General features: G+C 70.7%; 22 protein-coding genes. 14 read left to right on the top strand and 8 right to left on the bottom strand.

Going from position 1 to position 22,145, the window contains the following annotated elements; translation table 11 throughout:
• Positions 1–256 precede the first annotated feature (256 nt).
• A complete protein-coding gene (locus tag HTV45_RS19270; RefSeq protein ID WP_215207055.1) occupies positions 257–1,048 on the top strand; it encodes a S16 family serine protease in 792 nt (263 codons plus the stop codon).
• A 197-nt stretch (positions 1,049–1,245) separates the two neighbouring features.
• On the opposite strand, the gene HTV45_RS19265 is transcribed toward HTV45_RS19270, so the two are convergent.
• The 5 genes from HTV45_RS19265 to HTV45_RS19245 are packed head-to-tail and all read right to left on the bottom strand — an operon-like array spanning position 1,246 to position 5,557.
• A complete protein-coding gene (locus HTV45_RS19265; RefSeq protein WP_251692405.1) occupies positions 1,246–2,277 on the bottom strand; it encodes a glycine betaine ABC transporter substrate-binding protein in 1,032 nt (343 codons plus the stop codon).
• A complete protein-coding gene (locus HTV45_RS19260; RefSeq protein WP_215207054.1) occupies positions 2,274–3,137 on the bottom strand; it encodes an ABC transporter permease in 864 nt (287 codons plus the stop codon). Before HTV45_RS19260 ends, HTV45_RS19265 begins: the two co-directional genes overlap by 4 nt.
• Positions 3,134–4,417 carry a betaine/proline/choline family ABC transporter ATP-binding protein gene (locus tag HTV45_RS19255; RefSeq protein WP_215207053.1) on the bottom strand — a complete coding sequence of 428 codons (1,284 nt, stop codon included), beginning with the start codon at positions 4,415–4,417 and terminating at the stop codon, positions 3,134–3,136. The genes HTV45_RS19260 and HTV45_RS19255 overlap by 4 nt, the downstream gene beginning before the upstream one ends.
• Entirely contained in the window at positions 4,410–5,057 is a 648-nt protein-coding gene (locus HTV45_RS19250) for an ABC transporter permease (RefSeq protein WP_215207052.1), read from the bottom strand. The genes HTV45_RS19255 and HTV45_RS19250 overlap by 8 nt, the downstream gene beginning before the upstream one ends.
• A gap of 29 nt (positions 5,058–5,086) precedes the next feature.
• Positions 5,087–5,557 carry an Lrp/AsnC family transcriptional regulator gene (locus tag HTV45_RS19245; RefSeq protein ID WP_215207051.1) on the bottom strand — a complete coding sequence of 157 codons (471 nt, stop codon included), beginning with the start codon at positions 5,555–5,557 and terminating at the stop codon, positions 5,087–5,089.
• Between the two features lie 122 nt (positions 5,558–5,679).
• On the opposite strand from HTV45_RS19245, the gene hppD reads away from it, so the two are divergent.
• The 4 genes from hppD (at position 5,680) to HTV45_RS19225 (ending at position 10,809) form a co-directional block, all read left to right on the top strand.
• Positions 5,680–6,828 (top strand): 4-hydroxyphenylpyruvate dioxygenase, encoded by a 1,149-nt coding sequence (gene hppD / locus HTV45_RS19240; RefSeq protein ID WP_215207050.1) that lies wholly within the window; start codon positions 5,680–5,682, stop codon positions 6,826–6,828.
• Between the two features lie 166 nt (positions 6,829–6,994).
• On the top strand, positions 6,995–8,404 hold the full coding sequence (locus HTV45_RS19235) for an FAD-binding oxidoreductase (protein ID WP_215207049.1): 1,410 nt from the start codon (positions 6,995–6,997) through the stop codon (positions 8,402–8,404).
• A gap of 113 nt (positions 8,405–8,517) precedes the next feature.
• On the top strand, positions 8,518–10,008 hold the full coding sequence (locus tag HTV45_RS19230; protein WP_215207048.1) for an RDD family protein: 1,491 nt from the start codon (positions 8,518–8,520) through the stop codon (positions 10,006–10,008).
• Between the two features lie 93 nt (positions 10,009–10,101).
• Positions 10,102–10,809 carry an RDD family protein gene (locus tag HTV45_RS19225; protein ID WP_215207047.1) on the top strand — a complete coding sequence of 236 codons (708 nt, stop codon included), beginning with the start codon at positions 10,102–10,104 and terminating at the stop codon, positions 10,807–10,809.
• A 3-nt stretch (positions 10,810–10,812) separates the two neighbouring features.
• Here HTV45_RS19225 and HTV45_RS19220 read toward each other — a convergent pair whose 3' ends face one another.
• The gene (locus HTV45_RS19220) at positions 10,813–11,106 is read right to left on the bottom strand and encodes a hypothetical protein (protein WP_215207046.1); all 294 of its coding nucleotides are present in this window, start codon (positions 11,104–11,106) and stop codon (positions 10,813–10,815) included.
• A gap of 387 nt (positions 11,107–11,493) precedes the next feature.
• On the opposite strand from HTV45_RS19220, the gene HTV45_RS19215 reads away from it, so the two are divergent.
• Both HTV45_RS19215 and HTV45_RS19210 read left to right on the top strand, forming a co-directional pair.
• Positions 11,494–13,857, top strand: a complete 2,364-nt coding sequence (locus HTV45_RS19215) for an immune inhibitor A domain-containing protein (protein WP_215207045.1) — start codon at positions 11,494–11,496, stop codon at positions 13,855–13,857.
• Between the two features lie 122 nt (positions 13,858–13,979).
• On the top strand, positions 13,980–14,309 hold the full coding sequence (locus HTV45_RS19210) for a hypothetical protein (RefSeq protein ID WP_215207044.1): 330 nt from the start codon (positions 13,980–13,982) through the stop codon (positions 14,307–14,309).
• 205 nt (positions 14,310–14,514) lie between these two features.
• On the opposite strand, the gene HTV45_RS19205 is transcribed toward HTV45_RS19210, so the two are convergent.
• Both HTV45_RS19205 and HTV45_RS19200 read right to left on the bottom strand, forming a co-directional pair.
• Positions 14,515–15,108 carry a nicotinamidase gene (locus HTV45_RS19205; RefSeq protein WP_215207043.1) on the bottom strand — a complete coding sequence of 198 codons (594 nt, stop codon included), beginning with the start codon at positions 15,106–15,108 and terminating at the stop codon, positions 14,515–14,517.
• 113 nt (positions 15,109–15,221) lie between these two features.
• The gene (locus HTV45_RS19200; protein WP_215207042.1) at positions 15,222–16,568 is read right to left on the bottom strand and encodes a nicotinate phosphoribosyltransferase; all 1,347 of its coding nucleotides are present in this window, start codon (positions 16,566–16,568) and stop codon (positions 15,222–15,224) included.
• A 120-nt stretch (positions 16,569–16,688) separates the two neighbouring features.
• On the opposite strand from HTV45_RS19200, the gene clpS reads away from it, so the two are divergent.
• From clpS to HTV45_RS19170, 7 genes are all read left to right on the top strand, one after another.
• The gene (gene clpS / locus HTV45_RS19195; RefSeq protein ID WP_215207041.1) at positions 16,689–17,006 is read left to right on the top strand and encodes an ATP-dependent Clp protease adapter ClpS; all 318 of its coding nucleotides are present in this window, start codon (positions 16,689–16,691) and stop codon (positions 17,004–17,006) included.
• 55 nt (positions 17,007–17,061) lie between these two features.
• The gene (locus HTV45_RS19190) at positions 17,062–17,664 is read left to right on the top strand and encodes a DUF2017 domain-containing protein (RefSeq protein ID WP_215207040.1); all 603 of its coding nucleotides are present in this window, start codon (positions 17,062–17,064) and stop codon (positions 17,662–17,664) included.
• Positions 17,665–18,019: 355 nt separating this feature from the next.
• A complete protein-coding gene (locus HTV45_RS19185; protein WP_215207039.1) occupies positions 18,020–19,570 on the top strand; it encodes a sodium:alanine symporter family protein in 1,551 nt (516 codons plus the stop codon).
• A gap of 157 nt (positions 19,571–19,727) precedes the next feature.
• Positions 19,728–20,150 carry a Mov34/MPN/PAD-1 family protein gene (locus tag HTV45_RS19180; RefSeq protein ID WP_215207038.1) on the top strand — a complete coding sequence of 141 codons (423 nt, stop codon included), beginning with the start codon at positions 19,728–19,730 and terminating at the stop codon, positions 20,148–20,150.
• Positions 20,151–20,249: 99 nt separating this feature from the next.
• Positions 20,250–20,345 (top strand): putative leader peptide, encoded by a 96-nt coding sequence (locus HTV45_RS35225; protein WP_312847494.1) that lies wholly within the window; start codon positions 20,250–20,252, stop codon positions 20,343–20,345.
• A gap of 110 nt (positions 20,346–20,455) precedes the next feature.
• On the top strand, positions 20,456–20,734 hold the full coding sequence (locus HTV45_RS19175; RefSeq protein WP_215207037.1) for a MoaD/ThiS family protein: 279 nt from the start codon (positions 20,456–20,458) through the stop codon (positions 20,732–20,734).
• Positions 20,735–20,740: 6 nt separating this feature from the next.
• A complete protein-coding gene (locus tag HTV45_RS19170) occupies positions 20,741–21,691 on the top strand; it encodes a PLP-dependent cysteine synthase family protein (RefSeq protein WP_215207036.1) in 951 nt (316 codons plus the stop codon).
• Positions 21,692–22,145 lie beyond the last annotated feature (454 nt).

Raw genomic sequence — 22,145 nt, 5'->3', positions numbered from 1 at the left:
CCAACCTCACAGGGCAATACAGCTAGCGCGGCGCCGCGGGCCGTCGTGCCGCAGGGCGGCACGGGTGGGCGCGGCGGCACCCGGCACATGCCGGTGGAGCAACTCACGGCCGGCACCGCAAGGGTGCGGGATCGCTGACCGGGGGCGTGACGCGACCTGGCGCCCACGGGGTGCCTTCCCCGCCTCTCGGCCGCGATCGAGCGGGGGCCGCCGGGCGGCGGCAGTGGCTGCGGCGGGGGCGCGTTAGATTGGCACCGTGCTCTCCCGCCTCACGCGTCCCCAAGCCCTCGCCGTCCTGGCGGTGCCCGTAACCGCCCTGCTGGCCACCGCCGCCTTCGCCCCGCTGCCCTTCTCCGTCGCGCAGCCCGGCATGACGGCGGACGTGCTCGGCGAGAACAAGGGGGCGCAGGTCATCACGATCTCCGGCGCACCCGTACGGAAGACCGGCGGACAGCTGCGGATGACGACCATCGAGGCGACCTCCCCGGACACCCGGGTGGGCCTCACGGACGTCATCGACAGCTGGTTCAGCACCGACCAGGCGGTCATGCCCCGCGACGCGGTCTACCCCAGCGGCGACAGCGTCAAGGAGATCGAGCGGTACAACCGCAAGCAGATGAAGGTGTCCCAGGACGAGGCGACCAGCGCCGCGCTGAACTACCTGGACCGTGCGGACGACGGCATCGACGTCAGACTGGAACTGGCTGACGTCGGCGGTCCCAGCGCCGGTCTGCTCTTCTCCCTCGGCATCGTCGACAAGCTGGACGGCGACGGCAGCGGCGGTGACCTCACCGGCGGCCGGGTCATCGCCGGTACGGGCACGATCGACGAGGAGGGCGCGGTCGGCGCGGTCGGCGGCGTTCCCCTGAAGACACAGGCGGCCAGGCGCGACGGCGCCACCGTCTTCCTCGTCCCCCGGGCCGAGTGCGCCGACGCGCAGGCCGAACTCCCCGAGGGTCTGCGCCTGATCCCGGTCACCACCCTGAAGGGCGCCGTCCAGGCCCTGGTCGACCTGGAGAAGGGCACCGGCAAGGTCCCGAGCTGCTAGGGCCTGTCTGACAATTCCCGTCTGCCCCGCGACGCCATGCACGCACTCTCGCCGCACCGTGCGCAGAGCCAAGTACATCCAGTACGAGGCTCTACGCCCGGCACGCCGAGAGCACGCACCTGACGCCGCGGGGCCGCCCTCCGGGCGACGACGGGAATTGTCAGACAGGCCCTAGGCGGCCGGCCGGGACGGAACAGCTAGTTCTCCTCGACGAATCCTTCCTCCACCATCCAGTCCAGCGCGACCTGGTGCGGGTCCTCCCCGTCGACGTCCACCTTGGCGTTCAGCGTCTGTGCCACGTTGTTGTCCAGCTTCTCCGTGACGGGGGCGAGCACCTCCGCGATGGCCGGCCACTTCTCGAAGGTGCCCGAGTTGACCGTCGGCGCCGCGTTGTAGTTGGGGAAGAACTTCTTGTCGTCCTCCATCACCACCAGGTTCATGGACTTGATGCGCCCGTCGGTGGTGAAGACCTCGCCGTAGGTACAGGCGCCCTCGGCCGCCTGGGTGTAGATGATCCCGGTGTCCATCTGCGTGACGTTGCCCGCCGGGATGTCCATGCCGTACGTCTTCTCCATCCCCGGCAGCCCGTCCGCGCGGTTGGCGAACTCGCCCTCCACGCACAGGGTCACCGCACCCGGGTCGGATGTCGCCAGCGCGGCCACGTCGGAGAGGGTCCGCGTGCCGTACCTCTCGAAGTTCGCCTGGTTCATGGCGAGGGCGTAGGTGTTGTTCAGCTCCGACGGTTCCAGCCAGGTCACCCCGTTCTTCACGTCCGCGTCCCGCACCGCCAGCCACTGCTCGCGCGGATCGGGGATCGGCCTGCTGTTGCCCTGGTACGTGATCCACGCCGTGCCCGTGTACTCGAACCCGGCGTCCGCCTCCCCCCGGACGACCGCTTCCCGGGAGCCGACCGACCCCTGGATACCGGTCCGGTCGATGACCTCCGCGCCGGCCGCCTGGAAGGCGATGCCCATGATCGCCCCGAGGATCAGCTGCTCGGTGAACTCCTTGGAGGTGACGGTGAGGGTCGCGCCCTCCAGTGGTTCGCCCCGGCCGATCGAGCCGGGTCCCACGTCGTCGACCATGGGCGAACCGCTGGTCAGACCGCAGCCGGAGGCCGCCACCAGCAGCGCCCCGGCCAGCAGCGGACACAGACGCCGGAGAAGGCGCGGGAACGGGCGCGGGAGAGGGCGCGGGAACAGGCGCGACAGCGGTACCGGACGGCTCATTGCCCCGCCTCCAGACCCCGGGGCCGCAGCAGCAGTTCCGCCAGTGAGGCCAGCCAGTCGACCAGCAGCGCGAGTACCACCGTGAGGATCGAGCCCACCATCAGCACCGGCATCCGCTGACTGGTGATCCCGGTGGTGATCAGCACGCCGAGCCCGCCGCCCCCGCCGAACGTCGCCAGGGTCGCCGTACCGACGTTCAGGACGAGCGCCGTGCGCACCCCCGCCAGGATGAGCGGAACGGCCAGCGGCAGCTCGACGCGCGCGAGCACGCCCAGCGGGGAGATGCCGATCCCGCGCGCCGCCTCCAGCAGGGTGGGGTCGTTGGCCTTCAGCCCGGCGATGGTGTTGGACAGCACCGGCAGCACGGCGTAGGTGATGATGCCGATCAGGGCGGCCCTGCGGCCGATGCCCAGCCAGATCACCAGCAGCGCCAGCAGGCCGATCGCCGGGGTGGCCTGGCCCATGTTGGCGAAGGCCATCGCCGCCGGAGTGGCCCGGCGGAACATCGGACGGGTCAGCAGGATGCCCAGTGGGATCGCGATGATCAGCACGAAGAACGTGGAGATCGCGGTGAGTGCGATGTGCTGCCACAGCGCCTGGGAGACCCGCCCGTCCGACAGCGCGTTCCGGGTGAGCGCGTCGAGGTCCGCCTGCTCGAACCACAGCCAGGTCGCGAGCAGTACGGCGATCAGCACCACCGGCAGGAACGTCAGCTTCTGCCAGGTCATCCGGGCCCGCCCGGCGGACGGGGCCGGAGCGCCCGCGGTGTCGTCGTCGGACGATCCGCCGCCCTCGTCCCGGAACGCCAGCCCCTTCACCTCGTGCTCGCCCTCGGGCCGCCGCCCGGAAGAGGTCCTCACGCCTTCGCCGCCCCTCCGAAGCCCTCCTGCTCGGCGTGCGTCTGCGACGCCTGCTGCTCCTGCAGGCCGGCCTGCGCCTCCCTGGCCTCCAGCCGGTCCGCCTCCAGCAGTTCGTGCACGGAGTTCATCAGCGTCTCCACGTCCACGACACCCTCGTACGCGCCCCGCCGCCCGGTCACCGGAACCCGGCCGGTGTTGTCGGTGAGGACCGCCTCCAGCGCGTCCCGCAGGGTCGCGTCCTGGGTCACCGTGTCGTGCACCAGCGCGCCCGCGCGGGCCAGCGAACCCTTGGCGCGCATCATGTCGCCGCGCCGCAGCCACTTGTAGGGGCGGCCCTGCTTGTCGAGCACCAGGACCTCGTTGGTGCCGCCGGAGCGGAGTCTGTTGAAGATCTCCTGGAGCGGGTCGTCGACCCGCACCGTCGGGTAGTCGGTGATCCCCACGTCCCGCACCCGGGTCAGGTTGAGCCGCTTCAGCGCCGCTCCCGCCCCGACGAAGCCCGACACGAAGTCGTCGGCGGGGTTGGTGAGGATCGCCTCCGGGGTGTCGAACTGGGCGATGTGGGAGCGTTCGCGCAGCACCGCGATCCGGTCGCCGATCTTGATCGCCTCGTCGAAGTCGTGGGTGACGAAGACGATCGTCTTGTGCAGCTCCCGCTGGAGCCGGATCAGCTCGTCCTGGAGATGGTCCCGGGTGATCGGGTCCACCGCCCCGAACGGCTCGTCCATCAGGAGCACCGGCGGATCCGCCGCCAGCGCCCGCGCCACACCCACCCGCTGCTGCTGACCGCCGGAGAGCCGGCGCGGGTAGCGGCCGTGGAACTCACCCGGGTCCAGACCGACCAGGTCCAGCATCTCCTCCACCCGGGCCCGCACCCGGGCCGCCGGCCAGCGCAGCATCTTCGGCACCAGGGCGATGTTCTGCGCCACCGTCATGTGCGGGAAGAGCCCGCTCGCCTGGATCGCGTACCCGATCTTGCGGCGCAGCCGGACCGGGTCCATGTCGGTGACGTCCTCGCCGCCGATCCGGATCCGGCCGGCCGTCGGCTCGATCAGCCGGTTGATCATCTTCAGGAGGGTGGACTTCCCGCAGCCCGAGGGGCCGACGAGGATCACCGTCTCGCCCTCCTTGATGTCCATGGTGACGTTGTCGACGGCCGGCAGCGCACTGCCCGGGTACCGCTTGGTCAGCCCTTCCAGCTCGATGGTGGCCCCGACCGACCGGGACGGCGCCCCGGAGCTTTTGGGTTCGGTGACGGAACCGGGTACGGACTCAGGCACGGATCCCCCTGGGAATGGTCAGCCGGCCGATGAGCACGTACGCGGCGTCGAAGAGCAGTGCCAGCACGATGATGCAGAGCGTGCCCGCCAGTACCTGGTTCAGCGCGTTGGAGCTGCCCAGCGAGGCGATGCCGCGGAAGATCAGATTGCCCAGGCCGGGACCGGAGGCGAAGGCGGCGATGGCCGCGATACCCATCAGCATCTGGGTCGAGACCCGGATCCCGGTCAGGATGGGCGGCCAGGCCAGCGGCAGCTCCACCCGTGCCAGCCGGGCCGGGCGCGACATCCCGATCCCCTTGGCCGCGTCCACCAGGGAGGGATCGACCCCGCGCAGGCCCACGATCGCGTTCCGCACGATCGGCAGCAGCCCGTACAGCGTCAGCGCGATCACCGTCGGCGGCACCCCGAGCCCCACCACGGGGATCAGCAGACCGATCATGGCCAGCGCGGGGATGGTCAGCAGGGTCGCGGTGGCGGTCGTGGCGAGGTTGCCCGCCCACTCACTGCGGTAGGTGGCCACCCCGATCGCCACACCGAGCAGCGTCGCCACCACCATGCACTGGAAGACCACGCTGGCGTGCTGGTAGGTGTCGACGAGGATCTGCTGATGCCGGCTCCCCAGGTACTCCCAGAAGTTCACAGCGGCTCACCCCAGTCGGCCAGGTCGGGTCACTCTCCGAGCGCGGCCTGTTCCACCAGCGGGATGATCCGCAGCGGAACGGGATTCTCCATGACGATCGCCGTGGAGGCCCGGACGATGCCATCAAAACCGACCACGCGGTCGATCACCCGCTGAAGATCGGCGTTGGAGCGTGCCACCAGCCGGCACATCATGTCCCCGGTGCCGGTCGTGGTGTGCAGCTCCAGCACCTCCGGCACACCCGTCAAGTGCGCCCGTACATCGGCCCCTTGACCCTGCCGGATCTGCAGTGTGGCGAAGGCCGTGACCGGGTAGCCGAGGGCCGCCGGATCCACCTCGGGGCCGAATCCGCGGATGACTCCGTTCGACTGAAGCCGGTCGAGGCGGGCCTGCACCGTCCCGCGCGCCACCCCGAGCCGGCGGGACATCTCCAGCACCCCGGTCCGCGGCTCCCGCGCCAGCAGCAGGATGATCCGCCCGTCCAGATGATCGATCGCCATTCCGGCCTCCCCGATGGTCATCCTGTACAGAAAGCCCGAGAGGTCGGGCATCCGACTGAACACATTGCCCAGTGAACGGGCAAACTATTGCGCACCTTGCAGAGCTGGCCCACCCTGCCCCTATGACGCAGACCACAGACCACACTCCCGCAGCGACCGCCCGGCAGGCCGACCCCTTCCCGGTCAAGGGAATGGACGCGGTCGTCTTCGCCGTGGGCAACGCCAAGCAGGCGGCGCACTACTACTCCACCGCCTTCGGCATGAAGCTGGTCGCCTACTCCGGACCGGAGAACGGCAGCCGCGAGACCGCCGCGTACGTCCTGGAGAGCGGCTCCGCCCGCTTCGTCCTCACCTCGGTGATCAAGCAGTCCACCGAGTGGGGCGCCTTCCTCGCCGACCACGTGGCCGCGCACGGCGACGGTGTCGTCGACCTCGCCATCGAGGTCCCGGACGCGCGCGCCGCGTACGCCTACGCCATCGAGCACGGCGCCCGCTCCGTCGCCGAGCCCTACGAGCTGAAGGACGAGCACGGCACCGTCGTCCTGGCCTCGATCGCCACGTACGGCAGGACCCGGCACACACTGGTCGAGCGCGGCGGCTACGACGGCCCGTACCTGCCCGGTTACGTCGCCGCCGACCCGATCGTCGAGCCCCCGGCCCACCGGTCCTTCCAGGCCGTCGACCACTGCGTCGGCAATGTCGAGCTCGGCCGGATGAACGAGTGGGTCGCGTTCTACAACAAGGTCATGGGCTTCACGAACATGAAGGAGTTCGTGGGCGACGACATCGCCACCGAGTACAGCGCGCTGATGTCGAAGGTGGTCGCCGACGGCACGCTCAAGGTCAAGTTCCCGATCAACGAGCCCGCCATCGCCAAGAAGAAGTCCCAGATCGACGAGTACCTGGAGTTCTACGGCGGCGCGGGCGTGCAGCACATCGCGCTCAACACCAACGACATCGTGCGGACGGTCCGCCAGATGCGCGCGTCCGGTGTGCGGTTCCTGGACACCCCCGACTCGTACTACGACACCCTCGGCGAGTGGGCCGGCGAGACGCGGGTGCCGGTCGAGACGCTGCGTGAGCTGAAGATCCTCGTCGACCGGGACGAGGACGGGTACCTGCTGCAGATCTTCACCAAGCCGGTCCAGGACCGCCCGACGGTGTTCTTCGAACTCATCGAACGGCACGGCTCGATGGGCTTCGGCAAGGGCAACTTCAAGGCCCTGTTCGAAGCGATCGAACGCGAGCAGGAGAAGCGCGGCAACCTGTGACCCGGCAGCCCCCGCTGCCCGCCTGCGTGCGGACGGCCGCCCAGGCGTCCTCCCGCAGGGGGGCGGGGTGCCTCCCCACGGGGCAGGCACCCCGATCACACCCCGAGGGGACGCGGCTGCCGTACGCGGGCTTCACACCGGTGGTCCCGACTGCGACGCTGTGATCATGCGCCGTATCGAAACGCCACGCGATGACGTCACGGTCGCGGCCGGCCCGCTCGTCGACCGGCTGCTGGACGGCCTGCCCGCAGAGGCCGTCCTCACCGACCCCGACATCACGGCCTCCTACGCCCACGACATGGCGAGCTTCTGCCGGGCCGGCAGCCCGGCGGCGGTGGTCCTGCCGCGCACGGTCGAACAGGTCCAGCACGTCATGCGCACCGCCACCGCCCTGCGTGTGCCGGTCGTCCCGCAGGGCGCCCGTACCGGCCTGTCCGGCGCCGCCAACGCCACCGACGGCTGCATCGTGCTCTGCCTGACCCGGATGGACCGCATCCTGGAGATCAGCCCGGTCGACCGGATCGCCGTCGTCGAACCCGGCGTCGTCAACGCGGCGCTCTCCCGCGCCGTCGGCGAGCACGGCCTCTCCTACCCGCCGGACCCCTCGAGCTGGGAGACGTGCACCATCGGGGGCAACATCGGCACCGCGTCGGGCGGGCTGTGCTGCGTCAAGTACGGAGTGACGGCCGAGTACGTGCTCGGACTGGACGTCGTCCTCGCCGACGGCCGCCTGATGTCCACCGGCCGCCGCACCGCCAAGGGCGTCGCCGGATACGACCTGACCCGTCTCTTCGTCGGCTCCGAGGGCTCCCTCGGCATCGTCGTCCGCGCGGTCCTCGCCCTGCGGCCCAAGCCGCCCGGGCAGCTGGTGCTGGCCGCCGAGTTCTCCTCCGGGGCCGCCGCCTGTGACGCCGTGTGCCGCGTCATGGCCGAAGGCCACGTCCCCTCACTCCTCGAACTCATGGACCGTACGACGGTCAGGGCCGTCAACGACATGTCCCGCATGGGCCTGCCGGACTCCACCGAGGCGCTCCTCCTGGCCGCCTTCGACACCACCGACCCGGCGGCGGACCTCGCCGCCGTCGGCGCGCTGTGCGAGGCCGCCGGCGCCACCCGGGTCGTCCCGGCCGAGGACGCCGCGGAGTCCGAACTGCTGCTCCAGGCCCGGCGGATGTCCCTGGTCGCGCTGGAAGCGGTCAAGGGCACCACGATGATCGACGACGTCTGCGTGCCCCGCTCCAGGCTGGGCGAGCTCATCGAAGGCGTCGAGCGGATCTCCGGGAAGTACCGGCTGACCATCGGCGTCGTCGCCCACGCCGGCGACGGCAACACCCACCCGACGGTCTGCTTCGACGCCACCGACCCGGACGAGTCCCGGCGGGCCCGGGAGTCCTTCGACGAGATCATGGCGCTCGGTCTGGAACTCGGCGGCACCATCACCGGCGAACACGGCGTGGGTGTGCTGAAGAAGGAGTGGCTGGCGCGCGAACTGGGACCCGTGGGCCTGGAGATGCAGCGGTCCGTCAAGAAGGTCTTCGATCCGCTCGGCATTCTGAACCCGGGCAAGCTCTTCTGACCGAGAAGGTGCCCGAAAGGAGTGGGGTCCGGCCGGAGAGGCGGTCAGGCCCCCGTCCGTCTGATAGATGTGGTCCTCCCCCATCACCCATCGAGCAGATACGGGACGACGGAATGAGTGCCCCAACCCCGGCCCCCGGTGACGACAGGCCCCGCGAAGGGTACTACCCGGACCCGTCCATTCCCGGATATGTCCGGTACTGGAACGGCGCCTCCTGGGTGCCGGGCACCAGCCGTCCGGCCCCCGGGGACGGCGAACCGCTCGCCGCGCCGTCCGGCGCCGGCCCCGCGCGGCCCTCCGTCGAGGAGACGGGCCCGCACTTCTTCGACGAGGACCCGGCGGACGAACCGGCGTTCCCGGCGCCGTCCCCGGCTCCCGAGCCGTCCGCGTCCCCGTCACCGGCCGAGGCGCAGCACGGCAGCCGGCCCGAGCCCGCCACGGCCTGGGGCGCCGACCGCTCCCGCCAGTCCGGTTTCGGCGGCGACCAGGACCGCAAGGTCTCCTGGGGCGCCGACCCGCGCGTGCCGCACCCGGCCGCACCGGCCGCACCAGCGCCGTCCGCACCGTCGGCGCCGGAGGCCGGTACCGCCGACCCGGGCGTCCCGGAGGCGGGTGCGGACGCCGGCGGCGGGACCTTCGTGTTCCGCAGACCCGCGCCGAACCCGCGGCAGGCGGCCGACACCGGCGCGGTGGAGGACGGCACGATGACCTTCCGCGCCGTCGCGCCGCGCGCGGGGGAGCGGAACCAGGATGCGGGCGCCGCCTCCGGGCGCCCCGGTTTCGGCGCCGGAAAGGCGGCGGCCGCCCGCGCCGCCGCCCCGGTCCCTCCCGCCGCTCCTGCCACCCCCGCCGCTCCGGCCGGACCACAGCAGGCCGCCGCCGCGGCCGTGCCGCCGCGGCCCGCCGCCCCGGTCCAGCCCGCCGCGCCGGCTGTACCCGCCGCCCCGGAGGCTCCCGTCCCGGCCGCTTCCGGACCCGGGCCCCTGTCGAGCGGCGTGGGCGGTGGCCAGTCCTCCTGGGCCCAGCAGGTGCACCGGCTCGCCGGTGGCGAGGAGCCGCCGGTCGCGCCGTGGAAGCCGCCGGTCGACGACCCGTTCCAGGCCGCCGCCCGCCGTCAGGCCGAGGCCCGCCCCGCCCCGCTCGGCAGGCGGCTGGCCGCCCGGCTGCTGGACACGCTCGTGCTCGGCGCCGTCACCGCGGCGGCCGGTGTCCCGCTCGGCATCAGGGCCATGGACCACATCGACGCGAAGATCGAAGCCGCCAAGCTGTCCGGCGAGACGGTCACGGTCTGGCTGCTCGACGGCACCACCTCGGTCCATCTCGGCATCGTCCTCGCCGTCCTGCTCCTGGCCGGGGTCCTCTACGAGGTGCTGCCCACCGTCAGGTGGGGGCGCACCCTGGGCAAGAAGCTGCTGGGCCTGGACGTACGGGACATCGAGGGCCATGACGCCCCGGCCTTCGGCGCCGCCCTGCGCCGCTGGCTGATCTTCAGCGTCCCCGGGCTGCTCGTCGTCGGTGTCGTCGGCATCCTGTGGTGCCTCTTCGACAAGCCCTGGCGGCAGTGCTGGCACGACAAGGCCGCGCACACCTTCGTCGCGGGCTGAGCCTCACCGGCGGTACCCGCACCGCCGGTCCTCCTACTCCGGACGGCGGCTCGCCGGATGCGGGGCCGGGGGGTTCGCGGTCGACTCGGGTGCATGACCACCGAACCGCCCCCCGGCTCCGGTCAGCAGCCGCCGGACGACGACCCGTTCAAGAAGCACCCCCCGCCGGGCAGCCCCGGAGGCCCGGGGCCCGGCTCCCCGTACGGCGGCGGCCCTCCCCCAGGCGACCCCTACGGCACAGGCGCGGGCGGCGGCGGCGGCCCGTACGGCGCGGGCGGAGGCGGCGGCCCGTACGGCGCGGGCCCCGGCGGCCCCTACGGAGGCACCCCCGGTCCCTCCGACCCCCTCGCCGGCATGCCCCCGCTCGCCGACAGCGGCAGGCGCACACTCGCCCGCATCATCGACATGATCCTCGTCGGCATCGTCGTCGTGCTGCTCACCTGGCCGTTCGGCGTCAACGAGTACAACATCGACGGAAACGACGTCAACGTCGGCAACGGCTTCGCGCAGTCCGTCATCGCCGCCGTGCTCTACATCGCCTACGACACCCTCATGACCGCCCGCTCCGGCCAGACCCTGGGCAAGAAGTGGCTGCATCTGAGGGTGGCCGACCTCGCCGACGGCTCGAACCCCTCCACACAGACCGCGCTGACCCGCGCCGCCGTGCTGTGGCTGCCGTTCGCGTTCTGCTGCGCCTGTATCTGGACCGCGATCTCGGGTGGCTGGAGCTTCTTCGACCGGCCCTACAAACAGGGCCTGCACGACAAGGCGGCCAGGACCGTGGTGGTCAGTACGGGATGACGGTCAGGACGCCGCCCGTTCCCGCACCGGCTCGCGGGCCGGCTCCCGCAGCGGGGAGGGGACGGTGGCCCGCACCGGCTCCGGGACCGCGGGCCGTGCCACCGCCACGAGCCGCCGGGGCGCGGGGCGCGGCACGGTCATGGCCACCAGCAGTCCGAGGGCGAGCGCCGACACCGCGACCACCGCGATACCCACGCCCGAACTCGTCCCGGACAACAGCAGCATGGCGAAGGTCGAGAAGATCACGGTGCACGAACCGTAAGCGAGCGATGCGACAGTAGGACGGGGCATGGCCATCGTGTCCTCGGAAGTCGGGGGCTGTCGGCCTGGCTTTCCACCGGTTCAGGGCGTTCCGCCAAGCGACTCTAACCGCGAGCGTGCCCGAGCGGAACGGACAGTAAGCGTGACCTAACCGACAGGGCCGATGCACAGGGGGCGCACGGAGTCATGGCCCCCCGCATATGACCGGTCGCGCGCGCCTGTTCGATTCGCGCGGGTGTGTCCGGAACGCGAACCCGGGCTCCGCATAGTGCACTTGATCTGTTCAAGTCAAGGTCTGTTTTTTCTGCCGAACCTCTAGTCAAATGTCGTCACTTGACTACACGCGTTGATCGCGTGCGCTGCGGGACCTTCCACCAGGGAACCCCCTTCGACCGCGCGCACGTACGCGGGAGGGGATATCAAGTGACCAGTAGAACCTGGACGTTCAGAGCGGCCGCGACAGGTGTGGCGCTCGCGGCGGTTACCGCCACCTGCTCTGCGTTCACCGTGGCCCAGGCCGACACGGCCGACACGGCAGGCAAGGCCGACCGTCCCAGCGCCGTGGACCGGCACGACCCGGCGGAGAACCACCACGTCGACCACGACCTCGACGGTCCGCTCTCCAAGACGCAGGCGGCCCAGCGCGAGGAGGCGCTCAACCAGGTCATATCCGGTGAGACCTCGGTCAAGGACCGTAATGGTTCGAAGGTCGTCCAGTTGAAGAGCAAGAAGGGCGACGCCAAGTACGTCGAGCTCGGCCGCGAGAAGACCGACAAGATCTTCACGATCCTGGTCGAGTTCGGGGACCAGATCGACAGCCGCTACGGCGGCACCCCGGGTCCGCTGCACAACCAGATCGCCAAGCCGGACCGCAAGGTCGACAACTCCACGGCCTGGCAGGAGGACTACGACCAGCAGCACTTCGAGGACCTGTACTTCGGGTCCGGCAAGGGCGTCGACTCGGTCAAGACGTACTTCGAGAAGCAGTCCTCCGGCCGCTACTCGGTCGACGGCGAGGTCTCCGACTGGGTGAAGGTGCCCTACAACGAGGCCCGTTACGGCTCCAACAAGTGCGTCCCCGACAACTGCGCCTGGTACGCGGTGCAGGACGGCGTGACCGCCTGGGCCGAGGACCAGAAGGCCGCCGGCAAGACCGACGCCCAGATCAAGACCCAGCTCTCCCAGTACGACGAGTGGGACCGCTACGACTTCGACGGCGACGGCGACTTCAACGAGCCCGACGGCTACATCGACCACTTCCAGATCGTGCACGCCGGCGAGGACGAGTCCGCGGGCGGCGGCGCCCAGGGCGAGGACGCCATCTGGGCCCACCGCTGGTACGCCTTCGGCACCGACGCCGGCGCCACCGGCCCCGAGAACAACAAGCTCGGCGGCACCCAGATCGGCGACACCGGCATCTGGGTCGGCGACTACACCATCCAGCCCGAGAACGGCGGACTCGGCGTCTTCGCCCACGAGTACGGCCACGACCTCGGCCTGCCGGACCACTACGACACCCAGGGCGGCGAGAACTCCACCGGCTTCTGGACGCTGATGTCCTCCGGTTCCTGGCTCGGCACCGGCAAGAAGGAGATCGGCAACCTGCCCGGCGACATGACCGCCTGGGACAAGCTCCAGCTCGGCTGGCTGAACTACGACACCGCCAAGGCCGGGGTCAGCTCCTGGCACAAGCTCGGTGTCGCCGAGTACAACACCAAGCACAAGCAGGCGCTGGTCGTGACGCTGCCCGAGAAGGCCGTCACCACCGAGGTCGTCGAGCCGGCCGAGGGGCAGACCCAGTGGTGGAGCGGCAGCGGCGACGACCTCAGGAACACGCTGACGCGCGGCGTCGACCTCAGCGGTAAGGAATCGGCCGAGCTGACCCTCGACGGCTGGTACGAGATCGAGGCCGACTACGACTTCCTCTACGCCGAGGCGTCGACCGACGGCGGCGCCAACTGGACCGCCCTGGACGGCACGGTGGACGGCCAGCCGATCCCGCGCGACGGCAGCGACAAGCCCGCCCTGCACGGCACGGTCGACAGCTACAAGAAGCTGGCATACTCGCTGGACGCCTACGCGGGCCAGAAGATCGACCTGCGCTTCCGCTACCAGACCGACGGCGGTGTGGCCCTCAAGGGCTTCGCGGCCGACGGCATCACGGTGACGGCGGACGGTACCGCGCTCTTCACGGACGACGCCGAGAGCGCCGACGACGCCTGGACGGCGAAGGGCTTCTCCCGTATCGGGGCGTCCTTCACCAAGGACTACGCGCAGTACTACATCGCCGAGAACCGGCAGTACGTGTCGTACGACAAGACGCTGAAGGTCGGTCCGTACAACTTCGGCTTCGCGAACAGCCGTCCGGACTGGGTGGAGCACTTCGCCTACCAGAACGGCCTGCTGATCTGGAAGTGGGACACCTCCCAGCAGGACAACAACACCAGCCGGCACCCGGGCACGGGTCTGCTCCTCCCGGTCGACTCCCACCCGACCGCGCTGAAGTGGTCCGACGGCACGCTGATGCGCAACCGCATCCAGACCTACGACGCGACCTTCAGCAAGTTCCGCACCGACGGCATGATGCTGCACAACGCGGACGTGGCGAAGTGGATCCCGTCGTCGAAGGGCGTGTCGGTCTTCAACGACCGCACCCACACCTACTACGACGAGTCGAACCCGACCGCCGGCGTCAAGATCACTGACACCAACACGAAGATCAAGATCCTCAAGGAGGCCAAGAACGGCTCGACCATCGAGCTCGAGGTCGGTGCCGCAGGCAGGTAAATAGCGTCTGCCCAGGTCAGAGCGTGATCGGCGGTGACCCCCTGGCGGGTCGCCGCCGATCCGTGTTTAGGTGCCTCCTGTGACGCTCTTATTGACACCGGCTGACACGGGGGTATGACCACATGGCCGCAGGAGGTTTCTGCAAACTGCCGAACGGCACGGTGGTGGTGGCGATGAACCTGCCCAGCCCCGCCGCCGACGCACCGGCCGGAGTCCGCGTCCTCGTCCACGCCCAGAACCGCGCACGCGCCCTGACCAGGCTGCGCAACCTGGGCCTGCGGGCGATCTACCTGCGGGGCAACGCCGCGCCCCCGACCCCGGACGAGATCACGGCGGTCCTGCACCACCCCGACGGCCTCATATGGCGCACCACCCCCGAGACCACTCCCCTGACGGTAGAGCTCTGGCACCCCATCAAGGCCCTCCTCAACCGCCCCCCGGCCCCGGCCTGATCCCACCCGGCCCGCGGAGCTGTGGGCGATCGTGCCTCCCCCAGTGCCCAAAGGGCCTGGGAGGCACCGGGAGGCACCCCCAGGGCGATGGGATGGGAGGGCGGGCGCGGCGGCACCCGGCCGGCCGAACCCCCCACCCCCGGCCCGGCCGGCCGCAGCCGGCCGAACCCCACCCCCGGCCCGGCCGGCAGCGGCCGGCGGAACCTCACCGCACCACGGGCTCCCCCGACAGCTCCACCCCAGCCCCCCGCAGCTCCTCCAGCGCACGCTCCGTCGTCGGCGCCGACACCCCCGCCGTCAGCCCCAGCAGCACCCGCGCCCGGAGCCCCTCCTTCGCCGCGTCCAGCGCGGTGGCCCGCACACAGTGATCCGTGGCGATGCCCACCACGTCCACCTCCGAGACCTCCCGCTCCCGCAACCACTCCGCCAGCGGCGTCCCGTTCTCGTCCGCCCCCTCGAACCCGCTGTAGGCGGCCGAGTACGCCCCCTTGTCGAACACCGCGTCGATCGCCCCGGACGTCACCGCGGGCGCGAAGTTCGGGTGGAACCCGACCCCCTCCGTCCCCGCGACACAGTGCGCGGGCCAGGAGTGCACGAAGTCGGGGTTGTCGGCGAAGTGCCCGCCGGGCGCGATGTGGTGGTCCCGGGTGGCCACCACGTGCTGGTAGCCGCCGGCCGAGCCGGCCTGGCCGATCAGCTCGGTGATGGCGGCGGCCACGTCCGCGCCGCCGGACACGGCGAGACTGCCCCCCTCGCAGAAGTCGTTCTGCACGTCGACGACGATCAGTGCGCGGCGCATGACGGTGTCCTTCGATGAGTGGGCCGGGTGGGGAGACAGTCCCGGCCGGATGGATCCCCGAGCCTATTGAAGGGAGCGTGGCACGGACAGGGGCGCGGCAAGGGGCACCGCCTCTAGCTACCCGAGCCCTCGTGCACGTACTCCGTCGGAATCACGGGTTCCCCCCGTGAGAGCTGCGTAGCGGACAGCGGCAGCCCCGCCCGCGCGGCCGCGTGGCGGTCGCGGACCACGTCCAGGGGCTCACGGACGATCACCTCGCCGCCCTTGACCAGCGGTACCAGGAGCTGCCGGTCGGCCAGCGCGTCCGGCACCTCGCCGGTCCCGATGACCTCGGCCTCGGCGACGCCGTCCGTGTCCAGCCGCCGCGCCGCCCACTTGCGGCCGCCGATGGAGGTCTTGCCGCCGGTGGACCTCTTCGCCACCGGTACCAGCGGGGCGGCCGGGTCGGCGGACTCGGCGCGGGCGACCAGCTTGTAGACCATGGAGGCCGTCGGGTGCCCGGAGCCGGTCACCAGCTGCGTCCCCACCCCGTACGCGTCCACCGGCGCCGCCGCCAGCGAGGCGATGGCGTACTCGTCCAGGTCGGAGGTGACCAGGATCCGGGTTCCGGTGGCGCCCAGCTCGTCCAGCTGCTGCCGCACCCGGTGCGCGACCAGCAGCAGGTCGCCGGAGTCGATGCGGACGGCGCCCAGCTCGGGCCCGGCGATCTCGACGGCCGTGCGGACCGCCTCGGACACGTCGTAGGTGTCCACCAGCAGGGTCGTACCGCGGCCCAGGGAGTCCACCTGGGCGCGGAAGGCGTCCCGCTCGCTGTCGTGCAGCAGGGTGAAGGCGTGGGCGGAGGTGCCCACGGTCGGGATGTTGTAGCGGAAGCCGGCCGCCAGGTCGGAGGTGGAGGTGAAGCCGCCGAGGTAGGCGGCCCGGGAGGCGGCCACCGCGGCCAGTTCGTGGGTGCGCCGGGCGCCCATCTCGACCAGCGGCCGTTCCCCGGCGGCCGACGCCATCCGGGAGGCGGCCGCGGCGATCGCCGAGTCGTGGTTGAGGATCGAGAGGATCACGGTCTCCAGCAGGACGCACTCGGCGAAGCTGCCCTCGACCCGCAGGATCGGCGAGCCCGGGAAGTACACCTCGCCCTCGGGGTAACCCCAGATGTCGCCGGAGAAGCGGTAGTCGCCCAGCCAGTCCAGGGTCGGTTCGTCGACGATCCCCTTCTCGCCGAGGAAGCGCAGCACATCGGCGTCGAAGCGGAAGTTCTCCACCGCGTCCAGGACCCGTCCGGTGCCGGCCACCACGCCGTAGCGGCGGCCGTCCGGCAACCGCCGGGTGAAGGCCTCGAACACGCTGTGCCGCCCGGCCGTACCGGCCTTCAGCGCGGCCTGCAGCATCGTCAGTTCGTACTGGTCCGTGAAGAGCGCCGTCGAGGGAACCTCCACCGGCAGCCCGAGATCCGCTGTGTTCATACGAAGGATGCTACCCCCATTTCGTCAGTTTGACGATTTGGGTCGCGGTCCGGTCCGTGACCCGGCAGGAGGACCGGAACAGCGGGCCGGTTTGTGCGACCACCCCCCTGCGGTGGCAGCATGGGCAGTGTGACGTCACCCGCACCCATGGAGATCGAACGCACCGAGTCGGCGGAGGAGGCCTTCGCCGTACCCGAGCCCGACGTTCCCTGGGTCACCATCGTCCACAACGACCCGGTCAACCTCATGAGCTATGTGACGTATGTCTTCCAGACGTACTTCGGCTACTCCAAGGACAAGGCCACCAAGCTCATGATGGACGTCCACCACAAGGGCCGGGCGGTCGTCTCCAGCGGTACGCGCGAGGAGATGGAACGCGATGTCCAGGCCATGCACGGCTACGGACTGTGGGCGACCCTCCAGCACGACCGGAAGTGACCGAGCCGGACATGAACCGTCCCCGTCCGCAGGACCGGAAGTAGCGATCGCCTCCATGCCAGGAACCTTCGAACCGCTCCCCGGCGGCGGCGCGGCCGTCGCCCTCGACGCCGTCGAGATCTCCATCATCCGGTCCCTGGCCGTACAGATGATGGAACTCATCGGCCCCGGGCCCGCCGAGGACGCCTCCGGCGACCCGCTCGCCGAGCTCTTCGCCGAGGGCCCGAGCGAACCGCCCTCCGACCCGGTGCTGCGCCGTCTCTTCCCCGACGCCTACGGCGACCCCGGGAGCACCCCGCGGGCCCGGGAGGCCGAGGAGGACCGTGAGTACTCCGCCGAGTTCCGCCGCTACACCGAGAACGACCTGCGGGCCGGCAAGCGCGACAACGCCCTGGCGGTGATCCGCTCCCTGGACGGGCTCCTCCCGGCCGGCGAGGGCCGCACGGTGCTCGAGCTGTCGCCGGCCGAGTCCCGCCGGTGGCTGGGCGCGCTGAACGACCTGCGCCTCGCGATCGGCTCCCGGCTGGAGATCGGCGACGAGGACGACAGCGACCTCCTCTTCCACCTCCCCGACGAGGACCCGCGCAAGCCGATGGTGATGGCCTACTTGTGGCTCGGCGGACTCCAGGAGACGCTCGTCGCGACGCTCATGCCGTAAAGATGCCCTATGCATCCATATAGGTTCCCCGCCGTGTTCGCTCAGGGGAACCTCAAGTCCGGATAACGATCCCGTCACCGCCCCTGCGGTTTTGCCGCGTAAGGGCGGTTTTCTGTGATCTGGGTCACTCGAGATCAAGCAAACGGCGTGGTAAGAATCGGCAACTCGCTTGCGGCCCGCTCGCGGCTGTGAGCCAAAAAGCCGGTCACCGCCGGCGTAGACCAGCACGACCACAGGGCGACGCCCCCGTTCACGGGCCGCCGCCCCACCGCCGTCGCCGAACGGGACGTGGACCCCCCACGCCGCACCCGCTCTGCTGCGCACGCCAGCTCGTCCCCGCGCCCGAGGAAGTTCGATGTCACTCGACTCCATCACCCAAAACATCGACGACGCCGTAAGTGATTTCTTCGACCCTGTCGCGACCAAAGTCGGCGACTTCGTCTTCTACACCGTCCCGGTCGGCGACGCCGAGCTTCCGCTCATCGTCGCCTGGCTCGTGATCGCCGGTCTGGTCTTCACCAGCTGGTTCGGTCTGGTCCAGGCACGCAAGATCAAACTCGCCTACGACGTGGTACGGGGTAAATACGACGAGCCTGACGCCCCCGGCGAGGTCACCCACTTCCAGGCCCTGACCGCCGCCGTCTCCGGCACCGTCGGCCTCGGCAACATCGCCGGTGTGGCCGTCGCCGTCTCCATCGGCGGCGCGGGCGCCACCTTCTGGATGATCCTGTGCGGCCTGCTCGGCATGGCCACCAAGTTCGTCGAGGTCACCCTCGGTGTGAAGTACCGCGAGGTGCACCCCGACGGCACCGTGTCCGGTGGCCCCATGCACTACCTGCCCAAGGGCCTCGCCGAGCGCTTCGGCAGCGCCGGAGCCACGTTCGGCAAGGTGCTCGCCGTTCTGGCGTCCGCCATGATCCTCTTCTTCGGTCTGTTCGGCGGCAACCTCTTCCAGACCAACCAGAGCTACGCCCAGGTCTCCTCGACCTTCGGCGGCGAGGACGGCTTCATGGCCTCCTCCGCCGGCGCCGTGCTCTTCGGACTGGTCGTCGCCTCCCTGGTCGGCCTCGTGCTGCTCGGCGGCATCCGCTCCATCGCGTCCGTCACCAGCCGGCTGGTCCCCTCCATGGCGCTCATGTACGTCGTGGCCTGCCTGATCGTCATCCTGGCGAACATCACCGCCGTTCCGGACGCCATCGGCACCATCTTCGAGGGTGCCTTCCAGGCGGACGGCGTCGTCGGCGGCGTCATCGGCGCCCTGATCGTCGGCTTCCAGCGCGCCGCCTTCTCCAACGAGGCAGGCATCGGCTCCGCGCCCATCGCCCACTCCGCGGTCAAGACCAAGCACCCCGCGAGCGAGGGCCTGGTCGCCCTGCTCGAGCCGTTCATCGACACGGTCATCGTCTGCACCATGACCGCGCTGACCATCGTCATCGCCGACCCCGCCAGCTGGGGCGAGGCGCGCGAGGGCGAGAGCATCGGCGGCGTCACCATCACCTCCGACGCCTTCGAGACCGTCCTGCCCTGGTTCCCGCACCTGCTGACCATCGCGGTGCTCCTGTTCGCCTTCTCGACGATCCTCACCTGGGGCTACTACGGCCTCAAGTCGTGGTCGTACCTGTTCGGCCGCAGCCGGACCAGCGAGATGACGTTCAAGGTGATCTGGAGCGTGTTCGTGGTCGCGGGCTCTCTGCTCTCCCTCGACTCGCTGATCAGCCTCGCCGACTCCGCGCTCTTCCTGCTCGCGGTGTTCAACATCATCGGCCTCTACCTGCTGGCCCCCGTGGTCAAGCGGGAGCTCAACACCTTCCTGGAGTACGTCCGCCGCCGCAACAGCGGCGAACCGGCGGACACCACGGCCGAGACGCCCGGGACGCCCGAGGCCCCGGTCACCAAGTCGGTCTGATCCACCGGGACAGGGCCGCGCCCCGTCCCCTCCAGGACGCCGGCCGCGGAGGGCACTCGTGGCGCTCCCCGCGGCCGTCCGCTCAAGGCGTCCGGCATACGGGCCGTTCCGTACCACTCTTCGGTACGGGACGGCCCGTCTGCTTATCCTGAGCCCCATGCTGACCCTTACCCAGGCCCTGTACGACCGGATCGTGGCGCACGCCCGCGAGGACCACCCCGACGAGGCGTGCGGCGTGGTGGCGGGCCCGGTGGGCTCCGGCCGCCCCGAGCGCTTCATCCCCATGCTGAACGCGGCCCGCTCGCCCACCTTCTACGAGTTCGACTCCCAGGACCTGCTGAAGCTCTACCGGGACATGGACGACCGGGACGAGGAGCCGGTGATCATCTACCACTCCCACACCGCGACCGAGGCCTACCCCTCCCGCACCGACGTCACCTACGCGAACGAACCCGGCGCCCACTACGTCCTGGTCTCCACAGCCGACACCGACGACGCCGGCGAGTTCCAGTTCCGCTCGTTCCGCATCCTGGAGGGCGAGATCACCGAGGAGGAGGTCAAGGTCGTCGAGGCGTACTGACGCGCCACGGCCGGGCCTCGTCCCGTATCGCGGAAGGGAAGTGTCCGAGAGGTGAGATCACACTCCGGAAGCCCGTCCGGGAATCGATACGATGACCCCATGGTTCTCCTCGACGTGAGCGAAACAGCGCCGGGCGCCCTGCTCGTGGCGCGGCTGCACGTCGACCTGTGCCGGCTGAACAGCGCCATCTGTTGATCCCCGCTGCCGCCGAACGGCCGAGAGCCGCGGCGGGCCGACGCGTGCCGCCGCGCGTTCTCCCGAACATGACGACCGACGACAGACCCTTCCGACAGGAGCCCTCAGCCATGGCCATCGAGGTCCGCATCCCGACCATCCTCCGCCAGTACACCGACGGCCGGAAGGCGGTGGAGGGCACCGGGAACACCCTCGCCGAGCTCTTCGCCGACCTCGAGACCCGGCACACCGGCATCCAGGCCCGCATCGTCGACGGCGACCAGCTGCGCCGCTTCGTGAACGTCTACCTCAACGACGAGGACGTCCGCTTCCTCGACGGCATCAACACCAAGCTGTCCGACGGGGACAGCATCACGATCCTGCCGGCGGTCGCCGGTGGTATGGCCTGATCGGCGATGCGTTACGACTCCCCGCTGGCCGCGGTGGGCAACACCCCCCTGGTGCGCCTGCCGCGGCTCTCGCCGTCCGCCGACGTCAGCGTCTGGGCGAAGCTCGAGGACCGCAACCCCACCGGCTCCATCAAGGACCGCCCCGCCCTGTTCATGATCGAACAGGCGGAGAAGGACGGCCGGCTCACCCCCGGCTGCACGATCCTCGAGCCGACCAGCGGCAACACCGGCATCTCGCTCGCCATGGCCGCCCGGCTCAAGGGCTACCGCATGGTCTGCGTGATGCCCGAGAACACCTCGCGGGAACGCCGTGAGCTGCTCGCCATGTGGGGTGCGGAGATCATCCCCTCCCCGGCCGCCGGCGGCTCCAACACCGCCGTCCGGGTCGCCAAGGAACTCTCCGCCGAGCACCCGGACTGGGTGATGCTCTACCAGTACGGCAACCCGGACAACGCCGGCGCCCACTACGCGACCACCGGCCCCGAGATCCTCGCCGACCTGCCCTCCCTCACCCACTTCGTGGCCGGACTCGGCACCACCGGCACCCTGATGGGCGTCGGCCGCTATCTGCGCGAGAACAAGCCCGACGTCAGGATCGTCGCCGCCGAGCCGCGCTACGACGACCTCGTCTACGGCCTGCGCAACCTCGACGAGGGCTTCGTCCCCGAGCTCTACGACGCCTCCGTCCTCACCACCCGCTTCTCCGTCGGCTCCGCCGACGCCGTCACCCGCACCCGGGAACTCCTCCAGCAGGAGGGCATCTTCGCCGGCGTCTCCACCGGGGCCGCCCTGCACGCCGCGATCGGCGTCGCGAAGAAGGCACAGAAGGCGGGGGAGTCCGCCGACGTGGTCTTCGTCGTCGCCGACGGCGGCTGGAAGTACCTCTCGACCGGCGTCTACACGGCCGCGACGACCGAAGAGGCCATCGACGCACTCCAGGGCCAGCTCTGGGCCTGACACGCCCCGCACCACAAAGGGCCGGAGAACGACTTCTCCGGCCCTTCCGGCTTCTCCGGCCCGTCCAGCCTCTCCTCCCGCCTCTTCAAGCCTCCTCCCGCCCCTTCCAGCCTGTCCGGCCCCTGCAAGCCTGTCCGGCCCCCTGCAAGCCTCTCCCGCCCTGCAAGCCTCTCCGGCCGCCCTTCAAGCCTCTCCGGCGTTTGAGGAGCGGGGTCCGGGGCGGAGCCCCGGGACGGGACGGGAAGGGGCGGCGGGGGCGAAAGACCTGCCCCGTCACCCGCCCCCGTTCCGCGGCCCGCCCCCGTTCCCGGAGCCGTCAGCACCACCCCCGGCGCCACCACCCCCGGCGCCACCACCCCCGGCGCCACCACCCCCGGCGCCACCACCCCCGCGCCGCCGCCGCGGCCGATGCCCCCGCCCCCACCCGTCGACGAGCGCGGTGACCAACGCGAGC

Origin of the sequence: Streptomyces sp. CHD11, assembly GCF_018638295.1 — a bacterium.
GTDB lineage: Bacteria > Actinomycetota > Actinomycetes > Streptomycetales > Streptomycetaceae > Streptomyces.
This window is presented reverse-complemented; position numbering and strand designations above follow the sequence as displayed.